Consider the following 20980-nt stretch of genomic DNA (forward strand, 5'->3'; position numbering starts at 1 on the left):
AATCTTTTTTCTTGCTCTCTAATTTGTCCATTTAATTGGAATGGCTTCAATCTTAACACCTCTCTTGCGTGTTATTTCGCATTCAAAAGGCGTTTTTCTTTAAATTCCTGGTATTCTTTGATCGCGTAATTCACAAAGGGCTTGATCGCAATCCCACCCCTAGAGGCAAAATCTCCATACACTTCCAAATACTTTGGCTCTAGCAATCGGGCTAAATCTAGTAAAATCGTGTTGATGCAGCTCTCATGGAAACTCCCATGGTTTCTGTAACTGAATAAATAGAGTTTTAAAGACTTGCTTTCTACCATTTTATCTTTAGGGATATAGCGGATAAAAATCACGCCAAAATCCGGCTGGGAGGTGATTGGGCAAAGGCTTGTAAATTCCTTGCATTCTAGAGTGATTAGGGGGTCTAAATTGGGGTTTGGGTTAGGGAAAGCTTCTAGTAAATCGCTACTGTATTCAAAAATATAGGGCGTTTTAGTGCCTAAGGATCTGAGGTTTAGTTCAGGGGTCATTAATCCTTCCTTGATTTAAGTTATAATAAGGCTATTTTAACCCATTTTTTAGGAAACTCATGAACCAACGCATAGAAACGATTACGGCTTTATTAGATGAAAAAAAGGCTTTTGATATTACGCATATTGATTTGTCTAAAACCCCCTATTTGGTAGAAGATGTCATTATCGCCACCACGCTAGCGAATAAGCATGCCCTTTCTTTATTAGACGCACTTAAAAACACCCTTAAGCCTTTAGGCGAAGTCTTTTACCAGATAGATGAGTCTAATGAAGAGTGGATCATTTTGGATTTGGGGGATTTGATGATCCATCTTTTCACCGAAGAATGCCGTAAAAAATTTGATTTGGAAGGGTTTTTGAACGCTTATAAAAGAGGGCTTCCTTATCAAAACGCCTAAAAAACTCATCGCGCTTTTAGGGCCTAGCGGGAGCGGGAAAAGCGCTCTTTCCATTGAATTAGCCCAAGAATTGGACGCTGAAATCTTTTCTTTGGATTCTTTGAGTATTTATAAAGACATTAATATCGCTTCGGCTAAACCGAGCCTGAAAGAGCGAAAAAATATCAAACATTACGCCCTAGACTGCCTTAACATTGATGAAAAAAATAACGCTCCTCTTTTTAAAACCCTTTTAGAGGACGCCATGAGAGTATCCCAAAAAAAAATTTTACTCATTGTAGGAGGGAGCAGTTTTTACTTAAAATCCATTTTAGAAGGTTTGAGTAGCATGCCAAAACTGAGCAATGAAGAGGTTGTAAAAATAGAGCGAGAAATTGCCGCCCTCGCTAATCCTTATATATTTTTAAAATCCATTGACCCTAACATGGCTTTTAAAATCCATCCAAACGACACTTACCGCATCCATAAGGCTTTAGAAATCTTTTATGCCACCCACACGCCCCCAAGCGAATATTTTAAGGCTAACCCTAAAAAACCCTTTGAGCATGCTATCTCCTTATTCGCTCTGTCTATTGAAAAAAACGCGCTTCATAACAACATCAAACAGCGCACCAAAAACATGCTCCATTCAGGGCTTGTTGAAGAAATCAAAGCTCTCTATACTCAATACCCTAAAGATTCGCAGCCCTTTAAAGCCATAGGCGTTAAAGAGAGCGTTCTTTATTTAGAAAAACAACTCACTTTAAAGGAGCTAGAAGAAGCGATTACCTCTAACACCATCAAATTAGCCAAGCGCCAAAACACTTTCAATAAAACCCAATTCAATAACCTTTATGCGGGGAGTGTTGAAGAAGTTAGGCATGCGATTTTAAAGCGCTCAAAAAGCGGTATAAGAGAGCGGTAAATGGATACGCAAAATTTACCCGATCAAGTTATCCCTATTTTTATGAGTTTTGATAAGAATTACGCACTAGGAGCTAGCGTGAGCCTTTATTCTTTACTCTCCCATGCGAGCAGACACACGAGCGCGATAGACTTTAGCCCCTTAAATCAAAGCAACCAACTTTTAGGCGCTAACATCGTGTATAAAATCCATTGTTTGGTTAAAGGGGTAACTTTAGAGCAGCAAAACAAGCTTTTAAAAACCATTGAGCCTTTTAAAAGATTCGCTTCATTAGAGTTTATCAATATCAATTCGCTGGATCATTCCATAGAAAGCTATCTCAATGAGTCTTGCTCCAAGCGTTATGGCGGGCTTCTTGTTTTGTGCCGGCTTTTGCTCGCTTCGCTCTTCCCTAATTATTCTAAAATCATTTCCATAGATGTGGATACGGTGTTTTTAGGCGATGTTGCAAGCGCTTATTTTGCGCTAGATAACGACCCCACTAAATTGCTTGGCATGGTGAGAGACACATTTTCTCACCTTCCTTTTGAAGCCTTTTGTGATTTTATTGAGCGCACTTGCAAGAATTTTAAAATGGATTTTTCACGCTTTAGCCAAAACGAATTAAAACGCATCCATCAAGGCTTTAACATGGGCTTTTTGGTGGCGAATTTAGATTTATGGCGCGAAAATGGGTTTGAAAAAACCGCTTTAGAGTTTTTGAAAACTAGGGGGAAAGACCTTTTCTACCCTGAGCAGTGTTTAATCAATATGGTGTTTTTAGAGCGTATTTTAGAATTGCCTATTTATTATAATTGCTATTCTGATTCTTTCAAAGAGCACTACCCTAAAAATATCATCATGCTCCATTTTATCAAACACAAGCCGTGGCGTTCTGTCAGTTCTTTAAACGGGCGTTTGATTTGCTATGAAGCCGAAGCGAGTTTTTGGCTTGCAAACCTTTTTTGCACCCCTTTTAAAAACGATTTTTTTAAAGAACGCCTTGAAATGGCTAAAGACCAACAAATGCAATCTTTTAAAACCCACATAAGATCAAAAACGATTAGGGATTATTTTTGTTTTAGGATAAAAAATATTTTGAAGTCCTTTTGTAAGACTAAACATTAAGAATACACCTTTAGTAATCTTTTTTATGTCTAATTAAAACTCTAAAAAGGGGCATTTACCATTCACGGACAAATCCTTACCATCATTTCCCTTCCTAAAACCAATAATCTCAAACTGCTTAGGATTAAATTTGTGTAAAAAAGTTATAGGGACTCCCATAGAACCCCTATAGTCCAAAGGTATATCTATGGTTCTATTCACATTAATTCCATCAAAATTATCACATAACTCATACTTATTTTTATCGTATTTCTTTGTGAGTGGTAATATCTCATGCCTTTTTTTATAATCCAAATTTGTAAGCCATAAACAATTATTAGGAGAGATTAAGCGATTACCTAAGCTATCAATTTTAGTTTCTGTGCCATAAAGTTCATAATGTCGTGGAACAATAAAACTTGAAATCCCTCGACCAAGATGCATGCCTAACCATACTTTATTATTTTTAATTAGAGTAAAAATGTTTTTGTATGTAATTGCATTGATATTTCCAATAATCAAAAATTTCTTGTTGTGTTCGATCAATTGCACTACAAACTCTCTAAAAAGTGAAAAAGGTGGATTAGTTGCTACAATATCTGCCTCTTTTAGCAATTGAATGCTCTCCTCACTACGAAAATCGCCATCTCCTTTAAAAAATTTCAATCCATCAATGGTTGTTTGCCAATCCTTTTTCCCTTCATACTCGCAATAAAATCCCTTTGAGATTTTATTGCTATTACTAGATATTTCTGGTTCCATACAACAAGCAGAAATTAATTTTTTAAGCCCTAGTTCTTGAAAATGAACAAAGAAGTATTTAAAAAAATTACTTACCCTTGCGTCATCACAATTGCAAAAAACAACTTTATTCTTAAAATGTTGTTTATAGTATTGCAACTCATTTTCTATGTCTGCCAATTGCGTATAAACCCAAAAATGAAAAATATTTACGGCCCTTGATTTTAAAAAGCCCTGTGGTGAGCGGGCTTGAAAAGACCAAACACCCCACGCAAAAAAGCCTAGCCTTAATGGAAAAAATCATTTCTATCCACACAAACCCTAATCATCTCGTGCTAGATCCTTTCATGGGGAGCGGCACCACCGGTTTGGCATGCAAGAATTTAAAGCGAAATTTTATCGGTATAGAATTAGAAAAAGAATATTTTCAAACCGCTAAAAAGCGTTTAGGCTCGGTTTAAAAACGCTATTTGAATGAGATTGTGTTATAGTTGCTTGCAATGATACCTTATTAGGATTTTTAATGAAAAGAATGTTAGCGGAGTTTGAAAAAATCCAAGCGGTTCTCATGGCGTTTCCCCATGAGTTTGGCGATTGGGCGTATTGCATTAAAGAAGCCAGAGAGAGCTTTTTAAACATCGTTCAAACCATAGCCAAACACGCTAAAGTGTTAGTGTGCGTCCATACGAGCGATACTATCGGTTATGAGACGCTTAAAAACTTGCCCGGCGTGGAAATCGCAAGAATTGACACTAACGACACATGGGCTAGGGATTTTGGAGCGATCAGCATTGAAAATCATGGCGTTTTAGAATGCTTGAATTTTGGTTTTAACGGCTGGGGGCTAAAATACCCATCCAATTTAGACAATCAAGTGAATTTCAAACTCAAAAGTTTAGGGCTTTTAAAACACCCTTTAAAAACGATTCCCTATGTTTTAGAGGGCGGGAGCATAGAGAGCGATGGGGCTGGGAGTATTTTAACCAACACCCAATGCCTGTTAGAAAAAAATCGTAACCCCCATTTGAATCAATATGCAATAGAAGAAATGCTTAAAAAGGAATTAGGGGCTAAACAAGTGTTATGGTATTCTTATGGCTATTTAAAAGGCGATGATACCGATAGCCACACCGACACGCTCGCTCGCTTTTTGGATAAAGACACCATTGTTTATAGCGCATGCGAGGATAAAAATGACGAACATTACGAAGCCCTAAAAAAAATGCAAGAAGAATTAAAAACCTTTAAAAAACTTGATGGCACGCCTTATAAACTCATCCCCCTAGAAATCCCCAAAGCCATTTTTGATGAAAACCAACAACGCCTGCCAGCAACTTATGTGAATTTTTTATTGTGCAATAACGCTCTTATTGTGCCTACTTACAACGACCCTAATGACGCGCTCATTTTAGAAACCTTAAAACAGCACACGCCCCTAGAAGTGGTAGGGATTGATTGTAGCACCCTAATCAAACAGCATGGGAGCTTGCATTGTGTAACGATGCAACTTTATTGAATAAAATCACGCTTTTTGGCGTGGTTCAAGGCGTGGGCATGCGCCCTTTTATCTATACCCTGGCTCAAAAATTAGAGCTTGTAGGCTTTGCGCGTAACACTCAAGCGGCTTTAGAAATCGTCTTGCCCATTCAAAAAACAGAATCTTTTTTAAACGCTCTCAAAAAAGGATTACCCCCTTTAGCGTTGGTTGAAAAAATCATTATTAGCCCCTATAATAAAGCGTTGCATTTTAATGATTTTAGGATTTTAGAAAGCAAGAACCACCCCTTAAATTTGCTCAGTCAAATCCCTAAAGATTTAGGCGTGTGCGATGATTGCTTGCGTGAGATTAGAGATGAAAATTCCCCCTATTTTCATTACGCTTTTAATTCTTGCGCGAAATGCGGGGCAAGATACAGCCTTTTAAACGCCTTACCCTATGACAGAGAAAACTCTGCCTTAAAACCTTTCAAGCTCTGTGAATTTTGTGCATTTGTCTATAAAGACACTACTAACAAACGATTCCATATCCAAGGCATAAGCTGCAAAAAGTGCGGTATTACGATTAACTACAAGCAATTAAACGATGATGGTGCGCTTTTAGAGTGCGCTAAAGACATTCAAAAGGGTAAAATCATCGCTCTTAAAGGTTTGGGGGGCTTTGCTTTGGTGTGCGATGCAAGGAACTTTCAAACCATAGAAAGATTACGGCTTTTAAAAAACCGCCCCCTAAAGCCTTTTGCGCTCATGTTTAAAGATTTAAACACAGCCAAGCAACATGCATTTTTGAATGCATTAGAATGCGAGAGCTTAAGATCCGCTAACGCCCCCATCCTTTTAGTACACAAAAAACCTAATGCGCAATTAGCCCCTAATATCGCTAAAAACTCCCCCTTTTATGGCGTCATCTTACCCTATACCCCTTTGCATGCTTTGTTGTTGGATTTATTAAATTTCCCTATTGTATTCACGAGCGCGAATTTCAACTCCCTCCCTTTAGCGAGCGATGAAAAAGAGTTGGATCGTTTTCATTTTATTTTTGATTTTAAGCTCACGCACAACCGCGCCATCATCCACAGGATTGATGATAGTATCGCGCAATGCGTGGACAATATGATTCGCCCCATGCGTTTGGCTAGAGGGTTTGCCCCCCTTTACCTTGCTTTGCCCAAACGCTCTAATGATTCGCCAAAAAAGATTTTAGCGCTTGGAGCACAACAAAAAGGGCATTTTAGTTTGTTGGATAGCGAAACTTCCGTTCTTTTACTCTCGCCTTTTTGTGGGGATTTGAGCGTTTTAGAAAATGAAAAACACTTTAAAGAAACCCTGAATTTTTTCTTAAAAACCTATGATTTCAAGCCCACGCTCTTAGCTTGCGATAAGCATAAAAATTACACCACCACTCAAATGGCTTTTGATTTTAATACGCCCTTGTTGCAAGTCCAGCACCACCATGCCCACTTTTTAGCGAGCGTATTAGACGCATTATTGCAAGACCCGCATTTAAATCACCCTTTTATAGGTATTGTCTGGGATGGGAGTGGGGCTTATGACAATAAGATTTATGGGGCGGAGTGTTTTGTGGGGGATTTGGAACGCATTGAAGAGATGGCCAGGTTTGAAGAATTTCTGCTTTTAGGGGGGCAAAAAGCGATCAAAGAGCCTAAACGCCTGGTTTTAGAAATCGCTTTAAAACACCAACTCAACAAGCTTTTAGAGCGCGTTCAAAAACATTTTAAAGAAGACGAATTAGAAATTTTCCAACAAATGCATGACAAAAAAATTCAAAGCATAGCTACCAATTCTATAGGGCGTTTGTTTGATATAGTAGCGTTTAGTTTGGATTTAACAGGAACGATTAGCTTTGAAGCAGAGAGCGGGCAGGTTTTAGAAAATCTAGCCTTACAAAGCGATGAGATCGCCTTTTACCCTTTTGAAATCAAAAACAGCGTGGTGTGTTTAAAAGATTTTTATCAAGCGTTTGAAAAGGATTTGGGCGTTTTAGATCCTGAACGCATCGCTAAGAAATTTTTTAACAGCTTAGTAGAAATCATTACCGCTTTAATCGCGCCTTTTAAAGAGCATGTGGTGGTGTGCAGTGGGGGCGTGTTTTGCAACCAATTGTTGTGCGAACAATTGGCCCAACGATTGAAAAACCTTCAAAGGGAGTATTTTTTCCACAAGCATTTCCCCCCTAACGATAGCAGTATCCCTGTCGGTCAAGCCTTAATGGCGTATTTCAACCCTACAATCATCAAAAAAGGATAAAAATGGATAGCGTAACTCTAGCATGCGGGAACGGAGGGAAAGAAACAAACGCTTTAATTGAGCGGGTCTTTATGCCCTATTTAAAAGAATTTATCGTTGCGTTTGATGAAGACGCCCCTAAATTTAAGGCTAGTGGGGAATATTGCGTGAGCACGGATAGTTTTGTCATCACGCCCTTAATTTTTAATGGAGGCGATATAGGCAAGCTTTGCATTTGCGGGAGCGCGAATGATGTGAGCGTGCAAGGGGGCGAACCTTTGTATTTGAATATGGGTTTTATTTTAGAAGAAGGCTTAGAAATCCCTCTTTTAAAACAAATTTTACAATCCATACAAAAAGAATTGTTTAAAGCCAACTTAAAACTCCTCTCCCTAGACACTAAAGTCGTGCCAAAGGGGAGCGTGGATAAGCTTTTTATCAACACAACATGTATCGGTAAAATCATCAAGCCAGGGATTTCTTCGCGCCATTTAAGACAAGGACAAGCCATTATCCTAAGCGACACTATCGCCAATCATGGGGCAAGCTTGTTTGCGATGCGTCATGAAATCAAGCTCAAAACCAATCTAGAAAGCGATTGCCAACTGCTCTATCCCTTATTAAAACCCCTATTTTTAAGCGATCTCAAAATTGATGCTTTAAGAGATGCGACTAGGGGCGGGTTAGCGAGCGTGCTGAATGAATGGGCGAACAGCTCTAGAGTGAAAATCGTTATAGAAGAAGAAAAAATCCCCTTAAAAGAAGAAACGAAAGGGATTTGTGAGATTTTAGGGCTAGAACCCTACGCGCTAGCCAATGAGGGGGTGTTTGTTTTAGCGCTCAATCAAAAAGACGCCCCTAAAGCCTTAGAAATTTTAAAAAGTAACGAAAAAGCTAAAAACGCTTGCGTGATTGGCAAAGTGCTTGAAAACCCTTATCCTAGCGTGGTTTTAAAGAACGCATGGGGTTTTGAAAGGATTTTAGAGGTGCCAGAAGGCGAATTGTTGCCTAGGATTTGCTAAGGCGATTTTTAAAACCCTACGCCTTTGCCCTCTAAAAATTTTTTAGAGATCACCTAAGCTAAGTCTAAGCCTACTATACTCAAGCTATTTGAAAGAAAACTTGCAATAAGAGGGTGTTAGTGGCGGGTTATAAAAAAGCGGGCTTGATATTGATGATAAAAAAGTGCTTGAAATTGAGAGTAAAGCGACCAAACCCTTTTAATGGCTCAAGCTTTTTGAAGCAAATTGATAATCACAATATCGTAACTACCGCTAGCCTGACGCTTAATGGCGGAGCGTTTTTATAACCCCATAAGAGCCTTGATTTTATTTCAAACCTCTAAAAGCTTCAAATAATACTCATAAGCTTCTTTGATGCCCTGCTCTAAAGGGATTTCTAATTCCCATTTTAAAGCCTTTTGTTTGGAAATATCCATAAGCTTTTGCTGCATGCCCACTGGTTTGGATAAATCCTTAACAAACACGCCCTTATAGTCTAAAACCTGAGCGACTTTTTCATAATACTCTTCAATGCTGTAATCCACGCCAGAGCCGACATTCATCACGCTAGGGATTGAAGCGATATTCTCATAAGCGAGAGCGATGAATCTGGCTAAATCTTTAGCGTTTAGATACTCTCTTCTGGCCGTGCCATCGCCCCACATCGCAAAATTTTTTTCATTTTTTAATTTAGCGGTGTGCATCCTAGCAATAAGCCCTGGTATCATGTGCGCTATTTTTTCTTCAAACTTGTCAAACTCGCCATAAAGGTTGCAAGGCACTAAAGTTTTATAAAAAACGCCCTTTTCAGCACTCACGTATTCGCAATACTTCATCACAGAAAGTTTGGCTAAAGCGTAGCCTTCATTCGTTGGCTCTAAAGAGCCGTTCAATAAATCGCTCTCTTTTAAAGGGTTAGGGGCGTATTTAGGATAAGCGCAAGAGCTCGCTAGATTAATGGCTTTTTTCACACCCGAATCTAAAGCACTAGAAAAAAGATACAAGCCCATGAGTAAATTCTCAACCATGTAAGTTGAAAGATCGTTCATGTTCGCCACAATGCCCCCCACTCTCCCGGCGCAATGGATAATGCCTGTAGGCTTGTATTCTTTCAAATAAGCTTGAACGTTGTCTTTGTCCAATAAATACAATTCGCTCTTTTTAGGGGTGAGTAGAGTAACATCAGGCTTATTTTTTTTAAAATACAACGCCGTGTTCTGCCCCACCATGCCATAAGCGCCGGTGATTAAAATAACCTCATTCATAAAAATTCCTTAAAATATAACCCCCATCTTGCAAGTAAAGGTTTTTCTGGCATTCTTTTAAATCGTATTCTAACATGTCCTTAACCAACTCTTTTAAATCGTATTCCCTAACCCAGCCCAGCTCTTTTTCAGCCTTAGTGGGATCGCCTAAGAGCAAATCCACTTCAGTAGGCCTGAAATAACGCTCATCTATACGCACCACGATTTTGCCCGTTTTTAAATGGCTTAAGTTTAATTGTAAAGCGTTCGCTCTTTTTTCATCAACGCTTTTAATCAAACCGATTTCTTTAATCCCTGTATTTTGAAATTCTAAATTGATACCGATAAATTCAAAGCTCATTTTCACAAAATCGCGCACGCTTGTGGTCTTCCCTGTCGCGATCACATAATCTTGTGGGATGGGCGCTTGGAGCATTAAATGCATCATTTTCACGTAATCTTTGGCATGCCCCCAGTCTCTTTTAGCGTCTAAATTCCCTAAATACAAGCAATCCGTTAAGTTATACGCTATCGCACTAGCGGCTCGTGTGATTTTACGGGTTACAAAAGTTTCGCCCCTTACCCTACTCTCATGGTTAAAAAGAATGCCATTAACCGCAAACAAATTATAAGCCTCTCTGTAATTTTTGGTGATGTAAAAGGCATACATTTTAGCGACCGCATAGGGGCTTCGTGGGTTAAAGGGGGTGTTTTCATTTTGCGGGGTTTCTAAGACTTCGCCATACAATTCGCTCGTGCTGGCTTGATAGAATCGTGTTTTATTTTCTAAGCCTAAAATCCGCATGGCTTCTAAAATCCTTAGCGTGCCAATACCATCAGCGTTAGCGGTGTATTCTGGGGTTTCAAAAGAGACTTTTACATGGCTTTGAGCGGCTAAATTATAAATCTCTGTAGGCTTAGTGGTAGCGATTAAATGGATAAGATTAGAGCTATCGGTCATATCCCCATAGTGTAAGAAAAAACGCCTTTTATGATCGCTGTGCAAATCTTCATACAGATGATCGATCCTAGAAGTGTTGATGCTAGAAGAACGCCTTTTTAACCCATGCACTTCATAACCCAAATTCAGCAAGTATTCAGCCAGATAGCTCCCGTCTTGCCCAGTAACCCCGGTGATTAAAGCGATTTTTTCTTTCATTATTGTTCCTTTATTGAATTTTCTTTATTAGGCGTTTTGATTTTGTCTGTTGAAATCATCATCAATGCGCACAATATCGTCTTCACCGACATACTCGCCCACTTGAACTTCTATGATAATTAAAGGGATTTTGCCGTAATTAGCCAGGCGGTGTAGGGTGTTTTTAGGGATATAAGTGGACTCATTAGCTTGCAATTCAAACGATTGGTGATCCAACTCCACGCTCGCCATCCCGCTAATCACCACCCAGTGCTCGCTCCTGTGGAAATGCTTTTGTAAAGAAAGCCTAGCGTTTGGTTTGACTTCCAAAATCTTAACCTTGTAACACCCGCTCTCATGCAAGACTTCATAACTCCCCCAAGGGCGATACACTTTAGTGTGCGTTTGCAGCAATTCCTGGTTATTTATTTCTATCTCGCTCACTAAAGCTTTTAAATCGTTAGCCTTGTCTTTATGAGCGATTAAAAGAGCGTCTTTAGTGTCAATGATGGCTAAATTCTCAACGCCTAAAAGAGCGCTCACTTTATGAGAAAACACTAAATTATTCTGGCTCTCTTTGGCAAAAATGGGCGTTTGATTCAGGCTGACATTTTCTTTAGGATCGTTAGCCGCTTCTTCAAAAAGAGCGTTAAAATTCCCTAAATCGCTCCACTTGGCGTTTAATCCTACCATTTTGATTTTGTGGCTTTGTTGCATTAAAGCTATATCCACGCTCACATCTTCTAAATCTTGCATGCTCTTTTCGCTCAAACGAGCGATCTTTTGTTCAAAAAAATGCGTGTTTTCTAACGATTCAAACGCTCTTTCACACCCCTTTAAAATAGTAGGGGCATGCTTTTTTAGTTCGTCTAAAAAAACGCCCGCCTGGAAAACAAACATGCCGCTATTGAAATAAAAACCCCCGCTTTTTTGAAACTCTATCGCTTTTTCTAGGCTTGGCTTTTCAATGAAGCGCTTCACATCTAAACCATTAGGGCTTTCAATATACCCAAACTCCGTATTGGGCTTGTCAATACTCACCCCAAAAGTGATTAAAAAGCCTTTTTGGGCTAAATTAATCGCTTTTTTGATTGCATTTTCATACGCTTGAAGGTCTTTAATCAAGTGATCGCTTGGCGTAACGATGAGTAAATCTTCCCTCTCGCTCATTAAAGCGCTCAAAGCAATGGCGTTAGCGGTGTTTTTACTCAAGCTCTCTAATAAAAAACCCACGCTTTTGTTTTTGATTTCATTCTCTATTTCTTCTAGGGCTAAAAAATAATGCTTTTCATTGCACACAATGAGCGTTTCATCTACTAGGGAAGCGTTTCTTTTAAAACTCAATTCAAACAAGCTTTTATGGTCAAAAAGCTTTAAAAATTGCTTAGGGTATAGGCTACGGCTTAAAGGCCATAGGCGTTTCCCGCTCCCCCCACTCAGTAAGATATTTTTAATTTTCATAAGTTTTCTTGTCAGGCTCTCTTTTGTTTTTTAGGGTTATTATAGCGTTTTTAATTGGGCATTTTTTAAGTCACTTCAAAAACTCAGCGATGACTTCATTCTCTCTGGGTATAGGGAAAAAGATGTCAGTATTGGGCGAAATGAAGACCCTACTCCCTTCTCTAATCACCACAATAGGAGCGATCTTGCTCTTGTCTCTTAAAATTTGATTGACCACTTGATTGATCCCCATGCCGCTTTGCCTCATCAATTGCAATAAAAGATAATCCCCAAAGAAATTGGTGACTCCTTCTTTATTGCCTCTGTTGTTTAAAGCCGAAGTGATTCCAATCAACAAGCCGTTAGTGAGCGTAGAAAGCAGTAACGGCACGCCATAGCGCTGGAAATTCCTTTCAATCAATTCCCCCACCAAGCCGTTATAGCCTTTAATGTCCGCCCCTTTAGCGTTAGTGAGCATGATATTAATCCCATGGGGAGTGATGATGCGGCTCCATACAATATCCAGGCGGTATTCGCCCATTTTGTTGTTGTTGCTGTAATAGCCTATGACTTTAGAGCCTTTGGGGATTAAAACAGCTTTGCCCATGTGAGCGAAAATATCGCTCTCCACTTGCGCAATCACTTTACCAGCGATCTGGCTAGAAATGGGCGTGATCAAAAAAGCGGGTATCATTTTATCCGCTGTAATGGTGCGTAAAAGTTTGTTTTCATTGGTAGCGATGTCTTTTTCTTTAAGGTTAGTAAAACCATCAATGCCCTTAGGGTTATCCACAGGGAAAATTAGGTTTTCTTCGTAATTTTTAGGGCTTTGTTTGAAAGGGGTGATGCGAGCGGCTAGTAAATCTAATTGCTTTAGAGAAAAGTCTTTTTTAGGGGGGGTTGTGTTTGCTTTTAAATCCATGGGAGGGCTAGTAAAAGTCTCTTCTTTAGAATAATTCATTTCTTTGGAGTTTAGGGCTTTTAAAGCGGCTTTGAGCTGTTCTTGTAAGGCTTTGATGGTAGCGTCTTTGGAGCTTTCTGTGTTAGTTGGCTGTGGGTTTTGAGTGAAGGTGTAGTCTTGTAAGGGGTATTTCACCTCATCGTCATTCAAAAGGTTAGGTTGGTTATTTAGGGGGGCTTTTGGCTTTTGATGATAGATTAAAGAAATGGTTATAATCGTTGCAAAACCCCCTACAAAAACAATCGCCCCCTTAAGCCACTTATTCATCTTTAGCCTTTTTGACAAAACGGATACACAAATAGTCCTTGCCAAGCCTTAAAGTCCATTTAGCCGAAACGTCTTCAGCGATAATGTAATCGCCCACAATCCTAGTATTCACCGGGTTATCATAGCCATCAACGACCTTATAAATCACCGGGAATTTAGAGAGCGCTAATCTTTTGTCAAATTTGAAATAAGTGAATTGCTTGTCGTTAAAGATTTCTTTAGGCATCAAAGAGAGCTTGGATTTTTTAGAACAAATCCCTAAACAATACCATTTCCTTTGAGAGCTTTTTAAAGCCTTATAGCCTTTTTGAATGTCTTTTTTAACGATTTTCATTGCGTTGGTGTTATCGCCAATAATTATAGTCTCTTCTTCTTCTTTTTCTTTGGTTTCTTCTTTTTCTTCTTTTAAGGGTTTGTTGTTTGTGGGAGCGTTTTCAAGGGTATTTTCTTTATTTTCTTTTTGGGGCTTCAAAAAAGCGTTAGAATAATAATTTTTATCTTCTATGAAAACCTGTAAATTAGGGTGTTTGGAGCTAGTAAAAGTGGTAGAAAACACATAGAAAGAAAAAATCTTACCCTCACTATCTATCACGCTGATATTAGAATCCACGCCGATTTGTAAAGGCTTGATAAGCAAAATACGATCGTTACTTTCTAAGATTTTCGCATCAAATCCCACCTTATCCCCTAAAACAAAATCGCTAATGGGTTTTGAAAAAAACAATAAGGTCGCCATCGCATAACGCAAGCGGATTTTATAGGTTTGCCCTTGAAAGTAATCAATGTTCAAAGTGTTGGACATTGTTGAGCGGTTTTTATTGAAAAAACTCCCTTGAATGGCGTTTAAATCCTGCATGGGGTGGTTTAAATGCGCCGGGGCCGTTTCGTTCGCTTCTTCTAAAAAATCATCGGCTCTTAAAGCGCTAAAAGCCAACAAAAAGCCCACAAGAGCGTATAAAACCTTACGCATCAATCATTCCTATTAGTCGGCGCGATTTCAGTGATGCTGTAGCGGGTGATTTTAAAGCCGGTAGGGTTTTTAGGCATGGAAGCGTAATCAAAATCCGGGGTGTCAAACAAATAGCTCAATACGATTTTATAACGCTTTTCATACACGAGCTTGTTTTCATTCAAAAGTTTAGCCGCAATAGAGACGCTCGCAATGGGGTTATTGTCTTGCTGATAGATCGCAATATTGACAATATGGACTTCTCTTTCCAAATGGCTTTGCGCATAGATGCTGTTTTGGGCTTTAATCAAATCTTCAAAGCGTTGCCACACTTTAGAACTGCTTTGCAAGCGCACCAGTTCATAGCGCGATTTATCGTCAATGCGGTTAATGCTCTCTCGGTTTAACACATACGCCCCAATGAGCGAACGAGCCAACGCTTCATTACTGGAAATGCTTTTATCCGCTCTTTGGATAATGGCGTAATGCTTGTCCTGATTTAAAAAATCCACGAAATGGTGTTCGGTTTTTTGTAAGGGTAGAACACTGATTAACACGATCGCTAAAACAAGAGCGATAAAACTCATCAAGCCTAAGAGCTTGTAAGCGATTTTCAAGCGGTTTCTCTCCAGTCTGAACACGCTTTGCATGTCCAAATCGTTCACCGAAAAACCAGAAAGCTTGTTTTCTAAATGCTTTTCTTGGTGGCTTAAAAGCTCTTCTAAAAAGACTAATTGCTCGCTGTTGAAAGGCTTTTCTCTCATGCGAGATTTAACCTGTTTTCATACAAGGTGCAAGGGCTTTTTTTCATCTCATGCACCTTACTGGTGCAACCAAAAAACACAAGTCCCATGATAACAAAAAAAATTCTCATTAAATTCCTATTTATTTAAATTTCATTTTTTGTATTTATTGTATCCTTTTTAACCTTTTTTTGCTTGAAATTTGGGATTTTTACATCTAATTGAGTGGTTTCTACCTTAAATGTGGGGGAATGCGTTTCTTTTTCTTTAGAAACGCTACCGCTTGTAGAAGTAGAAACGCTAGAGGGAGCGGGCGGGGTCGTGATGTATTGTAAGGAATTAAGGGCGTTTTGGCTGAGGTTAGCGCTCAAATTGGTAGCGAGTTTGTAAGTTTCTTTAAGGCTGTTTTGCACCCTAAACAAAGTGTTGATGAAAAAAGGCACGCCTATGATAAAAACGCAACACAAAAATAACGCTACCACCAACAAAAGGCTTAAGTCTTGTTTTTCTTGCATATGAGCGTTGATTAAAGCCTTAGTAACCGACACGTTCAAAAACCCCACCAACAACAAAAAAGGCTTGTAAAACCCAAGAGCGAAGCATTTTTTTAGGCATATAACCACAACGCTCCTCCAGGCTTTAAAAAACCCAAACGCTAAAAACAGCACCCCTAAAGAGCACCACACATGCACTTCTAAATACACTAAAATGATAATTGCAAACAAAACGCTCAAAAAAAGCGCTTGCAAAATGCTTAAAAAAAGCCACACAGACATTTCATTATGGCTCAAATCGCTGATAAAACTAAGGGCATAGAAACCATGATTAAAGATAAAATCTAAAGAAAGCGCGTGGTTAGAAAAGCTACTCAAGCTTTGAGAGAGGCTTTGAGTGATCATGTTAGGCGCAATAAAAATAGCGTTTTGGAAAAATTCATAAAAATGCAAAGGATTTTTTAAAGCGTAGTTAAACAGCGCAAAAAACCCCACAAATAATAACGCTTCTGTTAGCGCGCTAACGCTGAAGAAATTCTGTTCTTTCAAGCTCCTGTAAGCAAAGAGCATGAACGCCAAAGCGACCACGCTATTAAACACCAATTGTGCATGCAAAGTGTAGAGAAAAAATTCAGCGAAACGCCCTAAAATCGCCGTGAGAGGCGTGATAAACCAAGAAAGGATAATCTCATAGGCGTCATTTTTCATCAATACTTCAACGGACTTTAATGTAAAATTCAAAGCCTTTACGCAAGACTAATAATTCAATTTTAGGCGCGCTTAACGCTTCTCTTAAAGCCTTCGGGTTGGACGCCACGCTTTTATAATTCACCCATAAAATCCTATCCCCAAGCTTTAAAAAATCCAAGCCTTTGGGCAAATGACTGCCTATTTTAGTGATCATAAAACGCTCATCTAAAGCGATGCCATAGCGCTCTAAAAAAGTGTCTTTGAGCAAAAACCCTCCATAACGCTTATTGACTTTGAGCGTTACTTCTTTGATTTTATGGTTTCGTTTGATTTCCACTTTTACAAGGCTTTGGTATTTAAGATTGCTCACCACCCATTCAAACTCCGCTAACGAGTGGACCTTTTGATTATTGATCGCTAGGATTTCATCGTTTTTTAAAAAAGGGTTTTTAGGGAAAAAGGGATCGAATTGCGCTATTACTAAACGCTTATGATGTTCTTTTAAACGCACCCCAATATCCCCATAATAAGGCTCTTTTTGGTTTAAAAAGCGCTTGATAAATTTCGTTTCTATAAAGCCATTCCCCCCTACCCCTAGCCCTAACATTTGATAGCAAATATTGCTGATAACGCCATTTTTTTGAGTCTTTTGTGAAATTTGAGCGTAGCGCTCATAACCTTTTTGCCCCGCCAATAATCGCGCTTCTAGGGCTTCTTTATCCCCTATGCTAGCCATAGGCCTTATAAGGGCGTCTTTGTCTAATTCCCTTAATGTATAAACATACTCGCTTGGCGCACTTTGTAACAAATACAACCCTACAAAAGGATCGGATTTGATGACTCTGGCGTGTTTAGGGTAGGTTTTGGAATAATATAAATACACGCCTTTAGGCAATTCTTTTAAAGCCACGCCTCCTTTTTGAAGGCTCGCTTTTTTAAAAAACGCCTGACAATGCTTGAAATCATAAGCCCCTAAGCCATTCAAAAAAAACCATAGAACAATAAAGGCTTTGTGAAACATCACAATTTAGCGAAATTCCCCAGCATGTTAAAGGCTAAATTCTTTCGGTTTTCTTCTACGGCTTTATACCCGTCATTCAAAGCGCTCATCAAATAGATTTGCATCGCTTCTTTATCTTCTAATAGGCTGTCATCAATTTGCAAATCCACTAATTCCCCCAACCCATTAAAACTCACGCTCACCATTCCCCCACCGCTTTTGGAAGTGTGGATCGTGTCTTTATTCTTTTCTTCTAGTTGGGAAAACTCTTTTTTCATGCCGTCTAATAACCCGCTTAACCCGCCCAATTGACTAAAATCCATCTCTAACCCTTTTCTAAAATTTCGTTTTTTTCATCCACTAGCACGATGCTCGGCTTGTGTGCGTTGATTTCATCTTCATTCATGCTCGCATAAGCTAAAATGATCACCACATCGCCTATGGCCACCTTTCTGGCTGCTGCGCCATTGACGCAAATTTCGCCCCTTTTTTTCCCTAAGATCACATAGGTGCTGAAGCGTTCGCCGTTATTGACATCCACGATTTCCACTTTCATGCCCTCTCTAAGCTTAGCAAACTTGGCCAAATCCTCATCTATGGTGATCGAGCCTATGTAATTGAGGTTAGCGTCTGTGATAGTAGCCCTATGGATTTTACTATAAAGCATTTCAAAAGTCATTTTCTTTCACCTTTTGCACGCGCTTGATTTCTTTTAGAACCAATTGGTTTTTTTCTAGCAAGCAAGCGATCTTACAAGGTTTTTTAAGCGATTGCAAGAGCAGTATATCGCTTAATTTAGTTTTGATTTCATTATGAATGATTTTTTTAATTTCTCTCGCTCCTAAAGTCGTTTGGTAGCTTTTTTGTGCGATGAATTTCACAACTTCTTTATGGAATTTTAAGGTTATGTCTTGCTCTAGCGCTAGGGTTTTTAATTTGTCTAATTCCACAGAGACAATGCGTTCAAAATCCTCCAAACTGAGCGCGTTAAACGGCACGATCGCATCAATCCTGGAGCGTAATTCAGGGGTCAAAAGCTCTTTAACGGCTTTATCATACTTGGTGTTTTTAGCGCTAAAAAACCCTAGCGTGTCCTTATCCTTACTCCCCACATTTGAAGTCATAATCAGTATCACATGCTTAAAACTCGCCTGATTGCCTAAATTATCGCTCAAAGTGGCGTTATCCATCACTTGCAACAACAAATCATACACATTAGAATGAGCCTTTTCTATCTCATCTAAAAGCAACAAACAATGCGGGTGCTTTTTAATCGCATTCACTAGTAACCCCCCTTGCTCAAACCCCACATAACCGCTAGGACTCCCGATGAGCTTTGCCACGCTATGGGCTTCTTTGTATTCGCTCATGTCAAAGCGTTCAAAATGCAAATTCAAATTCAAGGCCAATTCTTTAGCCAATTCTGTTTTCCCCACCCCACTAGGCCCCACGAATAAAAAGCTCCCCACAGGCTTATTTTTTGCAGAAAGCCCGCAATACTGGATTTTAATCGCATTGCTGACGAGACTGATCGCTTCGGTTTGGGCAAAAATCTTATTTTTAAGCGATTTTTCCAAGTTCCTTAAAAGGGCTTTTTTATCGCTGCTCAAACGCATTTTAGGGATTTTAAGCTTGAGAGCGAGCGTTTCTTTCACATCATCAACGCCGATTTTTTTGCCCTTTTTAGGGCTGATTTTTTTCCTCGATCCCACCTCATCTAATAATTCAATCGCTTTATCCGGCAAGAATTTATCATGCATGTAATCACTCGTTAAATCCACGCATGCCTTAAACACGCTCTCATCATAACGCACCTGGTGGTGTTCTTCATAAAGGGGAGCGATCTTTTTCAAAATCAAGTAACACGCTTCTTTAGAAGGCTCTTCAACTTTTATGACTGAAAAGCGCCTATTAAAAGCCTTGTCTTTTTCAAACACGCTGCGGTATTCTTCAAAAGTGGTCGCTCCTAAACATTTCAAGCCCCCATCCGTTAAAACCGGTTTTAATATGTTCGCCGCATCCAAGCTCCCAGCGTTACTGCTCCCTGCGCCTAAAAGGGTGTGGATTTCATCAATGAATAAAATGATGCGGCCGTTTTGTTGGATTTCTTTGAGCGTTTTTTTCAAGCGTTTTTCAAAATCCCCTCTGTATTTCGCTCCAGCCACCATTAAAGCTAAATCCAAAGAATAGACTTCATATTCTTGCAAAAACTCCGGCACTTCTTTTTGAGCGATTTTTAAAGCCAAAGCTTCAGCGATGGAGGTTTTCCCTACGCCCGCTTCGCCAATTAAAAGCGGGTTATTCTTTTTCCTGCGCCCTAAAATTTCTATCACTCTTAAAATCTCTTCTTCTCTGCCAATGACTGGATCTAAAGCGTTATCTTGGGCTAAAGCGCTCAAGTTTTTAGCGTATTTTTTTAGGGGAGTGTTTTTGGGCGCTTCTTCATTATCATTAATGTCATTAGGAATACCATGGTTATCCAAATCCAATAAAGCAGGATTAGAATACAAACGAGCGATGCCAAAACTATCCATGAGTTTTGAAGCGTAACAATCGGGGTGATCCAGCATTAAAATAAGCAATTCCTCCACGCCCACGCTCTCAAAACAACTCGCATACATTCTTTTAAGCATTCTTAATAGCACAAAACTCCTAGCAGGCATTTTGGCTGGATCACTCTTTAAAGGCACATATTGCAACAAATAGTCTTTAAGGATTTGTTTTAATTTATCATAGTCATCTCTTTCTAAAGCACCAATAATCTTTGCCCCGCTCTCATGCTCTAAAATGACTAATAGCACATGCTCTGTGGTGCAAAGGGCGTGGTTAAGATCTAGGGCTAAATTTAAAGCTTGGTTTAGAACTTCATTGAGATCTTGATTGAATTTAGCCATTATTTTATCTCTTCTACCAATAATTTTAAGGGGAGATCTAGCTCTCTAGCTTTGTCCCTGACCCATGCTGCCCTATGCCTGGCAATATCATAAGGATAGACGCCACAAACCCCCTCGCCATCACGATGGATGCTTGATGTGAGGGCTTTGGCCTCTTCTAAAGACTTGTCAAAAAAATCCCTCAAAGCAGAGATCACAAATTCCGCTGTCGTAATGGGGTCATCAACCATGATCACTTGCGCCATGGTGGGGGTGGGTATGTTATACATTTTCATGCCGCTTATCCATGCTACTTGGCGATCACAACAGGGATACTGGATTGTTCAACCAAGCTATTTTGGTGCGAAATGAACAAACGATACAACAAATTAGATTCGCTCGCCCCGATCAATAACAAATCATAATCCTTAGCCATATCCAAGACCACATCAATCAAATCACCACTTTTTAAAACGCTCTCGCACTCTATATTTTCTTTTTTGAAAGCGTCTTCAAATTGCTTTAACAAAGCCTTAGCTTTTTCTTCTTCTAAGGCTTCTGTCTGGCCATAATCCATCATCCCGCTTTCGCTATAAATAAACACTTCCATGCTCACATGCAATAGAGTGAAACGGACCTCTTTAAGCGAATGGGCTAATTTGACAGCGAATTTAATAGCGTTATAACATTCTTGCGTGTCGCTAATCCCAAATAAAATATTCATAAGAACCAACCTTAAATGAAGTTTTGGTATTATACCAAATAAACCCTAATGACCCGCTGAAA

The 20980-nt window shown here is 39.3% G+C and carries 21 protein-coding genes and 2 pseudogenes; 7 read left to right on the plus strand and 16 right to left on the minus strand.

The genetic code is table 11. The features are described from left to right. Window positions 1-71: 71 nt before the first annotated feature. On the minus strand, window positions 72-518 hold the full coding sequence (gene queF, locus QT74_RS04660; protein WP_033765015.1) for a preQ(1) synthase: 447 nt from the start codon (window positions 516-518) through the stop codon (window positions 72-74). 59 nt (window positions 519-577) lie between these two features. Here queF and rsfS point away from each other — a divergent pair, with 59 nt between their 5' ends. Genes rsfS through QT74_RS04675 form a run of 3 tightly spaced genes read left to right on the plus strand, consistent with a single transcriptional unit; the run spans window position 578 to window position 2930 of the window. Next, entirely contained in the window at window positions 578-919 is a 342-nt protein-coding gene (rsfS, locus tag QT74_RS04665; RefSeq protein WP_001076151.1) for a ribosome silencing factor, read from the plus strand. A 7-nt stretch (window positions 920-926) separates the two neighbouring features. Beyond that, complete coding sequence (miaA, locus tag QT74_RS04670) at window positions 927-1823, plus strand: tRNA (adenosine(37)-N6)-dimethylallyltransferase MiaA (RefSeq protein ID WP_080247181.1); 897 nt, start codon at window positions 927-929, stop codon at window positions 1821-1823. After that, on the plus strand, window positions 1824-2930 hold the full coding sequence (locus QT74_RS04675; RefSeq protein ID WP_033765021.1) for a glycosyltransferase family 8 protein: 1107 nt from the start codon (window positions 1824-1826) through the stop codon (window positions 2928-2930). 10 nt (window positions 2931-2940) lie between these two features. Here QT74_RS04675 and QT74_RS04680 read toward each other — a convergent pair. Further along, window positions 2941-3857: pseudogene (locus QT74_RS04680) on the minus strand (adenine-specific methyltransferase EcoRI family protein). On the opposite strand from QT74_RS04680, the pseudogene QT74_RS04685 reads away from it, so the two are divergent. From QT74_RS04685 to hypE, 4 genes and pseudogenes are all read left to right on the plus strand, one after another. Beyond that, a pseudogene (locus QT74_RS04685) lies at window positions 3839-4111 on the plus strand (DNA-methyltransferase); the annotation flags it as partial. The pseudogenes QT74_RS04680 and QT74_RS04685 sit on opposite strands and share 19 nt — an antisense overlap. Window positions 4112-4173: 62 nt before the next feature. Further along, window positions 4174-5166 carry an agmatine deiminase family protein gene (locus tag QT74_RS04690; protein ID WP_033765025.1) on the plus strand — a complete coding sequence of 331 codons (993 nt, stop codon included), beginning with the start codon at window positions 4174-4176 and terminating at the stop codon, window positions 5164-5166. Next, window positions 5163-7415: a carbamoyltransferase HypF gene (gene hypF, locus QT74_RS04695; protein WP_033765027.1), complete on the plus strand. Its 2253-nt coding sequence runs from the start codon at window positions 5163-5165 to the stop codon at window positions 7413-7415. Before QT74_RS04690 ends, hypF begins: the two co-directional genes overlap by 4 nt. Window positions 7416-7417: 2 nt before the next feature. Continuing rightward, on the plus strand, window positions 7418-8416 hold the full coding sequence (gene hypE, locus QT74_RS04700) for a hydrogenase expression/formation protein HypE (protein WP_033765031.1): 999 nt from the start codon (window positions 7418-7420) through the stop codon (window positions 8414-8416). Between the two features lie 311 nt (window positions 8417-8727). Here hypE and QT74_RS04705 read toward each other — a convergent pair whose 3' ends face one another. The 14 genes from QT74_RS04705 to QT74_RS04770 form a co-directional block, all read right to left on the minus strand. Continuing rightward, complete coding sequence (locus QT74_RS04705) at window positions 8728-9660, minus strand: GDP-L-fucose synthase family protein (protein ID WP_033765035.1); 933 nt, start codon at window positions 9658-9660, stop codon at window positions 8728-8730. After that, window positions 9653-10798 carry a GDP-mannose 4,6-dehydratase gene (gene gmd / locus QT74_RS04710; protein WP_033765038.1) on the minus strand — a complete coding sequence of 382 codons (1146 nt, stop codon included), beginning with the start codon at window positions 10796-10798 and terminating at the stop codon, window positions 9653-9655. Before gmd ends, QT74_RS04705 begins: the two co-directional genes overlap by 8 nt. 27 nt (window positions 10799-10825) lie before the next feature. Then, on the minus strand, window positions 10826-12238 hold the full coding sequence (locus QT74_RS04715) for a mannose-1-phosphate guanylyltransferase/mannose-6-phosphate isomerase (RefSeq protein WP_033765040.1): 1413 nt from the start codon (window positions 12236-12238) through the stop codon (window positions 10826-10828). A 70-nt stretch (window positions 12239-12308) separates the two neighbouring features. After that, window positions 12309-13445, minus strand: coding sequence for a DNA type IV secretion system protein ComB10 (locus QT74_RS04720; protein ID WP_033765041.1), 1137 nt, complete (start codon window positions 13443-13445; stop codon window positions 12309-12311). Then, window positions 13438-14415 carry a TrbG/VirB9 family P-type conjugative transfer protein gene (locus tag QT74_RS04725; RefSeq protein WP_033765047.1) on the minus strand — a complete coding sequence of 326 codons (978 nt, stop codon included), beginning with the start codon at window positions 14413-14415 and terminating at the stop codon, window positions 13438-13440. Before QT74_RS04725 ends, QT74_RS04720 begins: the two co-directional genes overlap by 8 nt. After that, window positions 14415-15158 (minus strand): VirB8 family type IV secretion system protein, encoded by a 744-nt coding sequence (locus QT74_RS04730; RefSeq protein ID WP_033765051.1) that lies wholly within the window; start codon window positions 15156-15158, stop codon window positions 14415-14417. Before QT74_RS04730 ends, QT74_RS04725 begins: the two co-directional genes overlap by 1 nt. Continuing rightward, a complete protein-coding gene (locus tag QT74_RS04735) occupies window positions 15155-15268 on the minus strand; it encodes a hypothetical protein (RefSeq protein ID WP_001217873.1) in 114 nt (37 codons plus the stop codon). Before QT74_RS04735 ends, QT74_RS04730 begins: the two co-directional genes overlap by 4 nt. A 15-nt stretch (window positions 15269-15283) precedes the next feature. Further along, a complete protein-coding gene (locus tag QT74_RS04740) occupies window positions 15284-16339 on the minus strand; it encodes a type IV secretion system protein (RefSeq protein WP_033765052.1) in 1056 nt (351 codons plus the stop codon). 7 nt (window positions 16340-16346) lie between these two features. Next, window positions 16347-17342, minus strand: coding sequence for a PDZ domain-containing protein (locus QT74_RS04745; protein ID WP_033765055.1), 996 nt, complete (start codon window positions 17340-17342; stop codon window positions 16347-16349). Beyond that, window positions 17342-17644 (minus strand): YbaB/EbfC family nucleoid-associated protein, encoded by a 303-nt coding sequence (locus QT74_RS04750; protein ID WP_000347926.1) that lies wholly within the window; start codon window positions 17642-17644, stop codon window positions 17342-17344. The genes QT74_RS04745 and QT74_RS04750 overlap by 1 nt, the downstream gene beginning before the upstream one ends. A 2-nt stretch (window positions 17645-17646) precedes the next feature. Further along, window positions 17647-18000, minus strand: a complete 354-nt coding sequence (gene panD, locus QT74_RS04755) for an aspartate 1-decarboxylase (RefSeq protein WP_033765057.1) — start codon at window positions 17998-18000, stop codon at window positions 17647-17649. Beyond that, the gene (locus QT74_RS04760; protein ID WP_033765059.1) at window positions 17990-20215 is read right to left on the minus strand and encodes an AAA family ATPase; all 2226 of its coding nucleotides are present in this window, start codon (window positions 20213-20215) and stop codon (window positions 17990-17992) included. The genes panD and QT74_RS04760 overlap by 11 nt, the downstream gene beginning before the upstream one ends. Continuing rightward, entirely contained in the window at window positions 20215-20490 is a 276-nt protein-coding gene (locus tag QT74_RS04765) for an ATP-dependent Clp protease adaptor ClpS (protein WP_000784907.1), read from the minus strand. Before QT74_RS04765 ends, QT74_RS04760 begins: the two co-directional genes overlap by 1 nt. A gap of 14 nt (window positions 20491-20504) precedes the next feature. Further along, a complete protein-coding gene (locus QT74_RS04770) occupies window positions 20505-20918 on the minus strand; it encodes a universal stress protein (RefSeq protein ID WP_001023005.1) in 414 nt (137 codons plus the stop codon). Window positions 20919-20980: the final 62 nt, after the last annotated feature.

Origin of the sequence: Helicobacter pylori SA213A (genome assembly GCF_000476275.1) — a bacterium.
Taxonomy (GTDB): Bacteria; Campylobacterota; Campylobacteria; order Campylobacterales; family Helicobacteraceae; genus Helicobacter; species Helicobacter pylori_CL.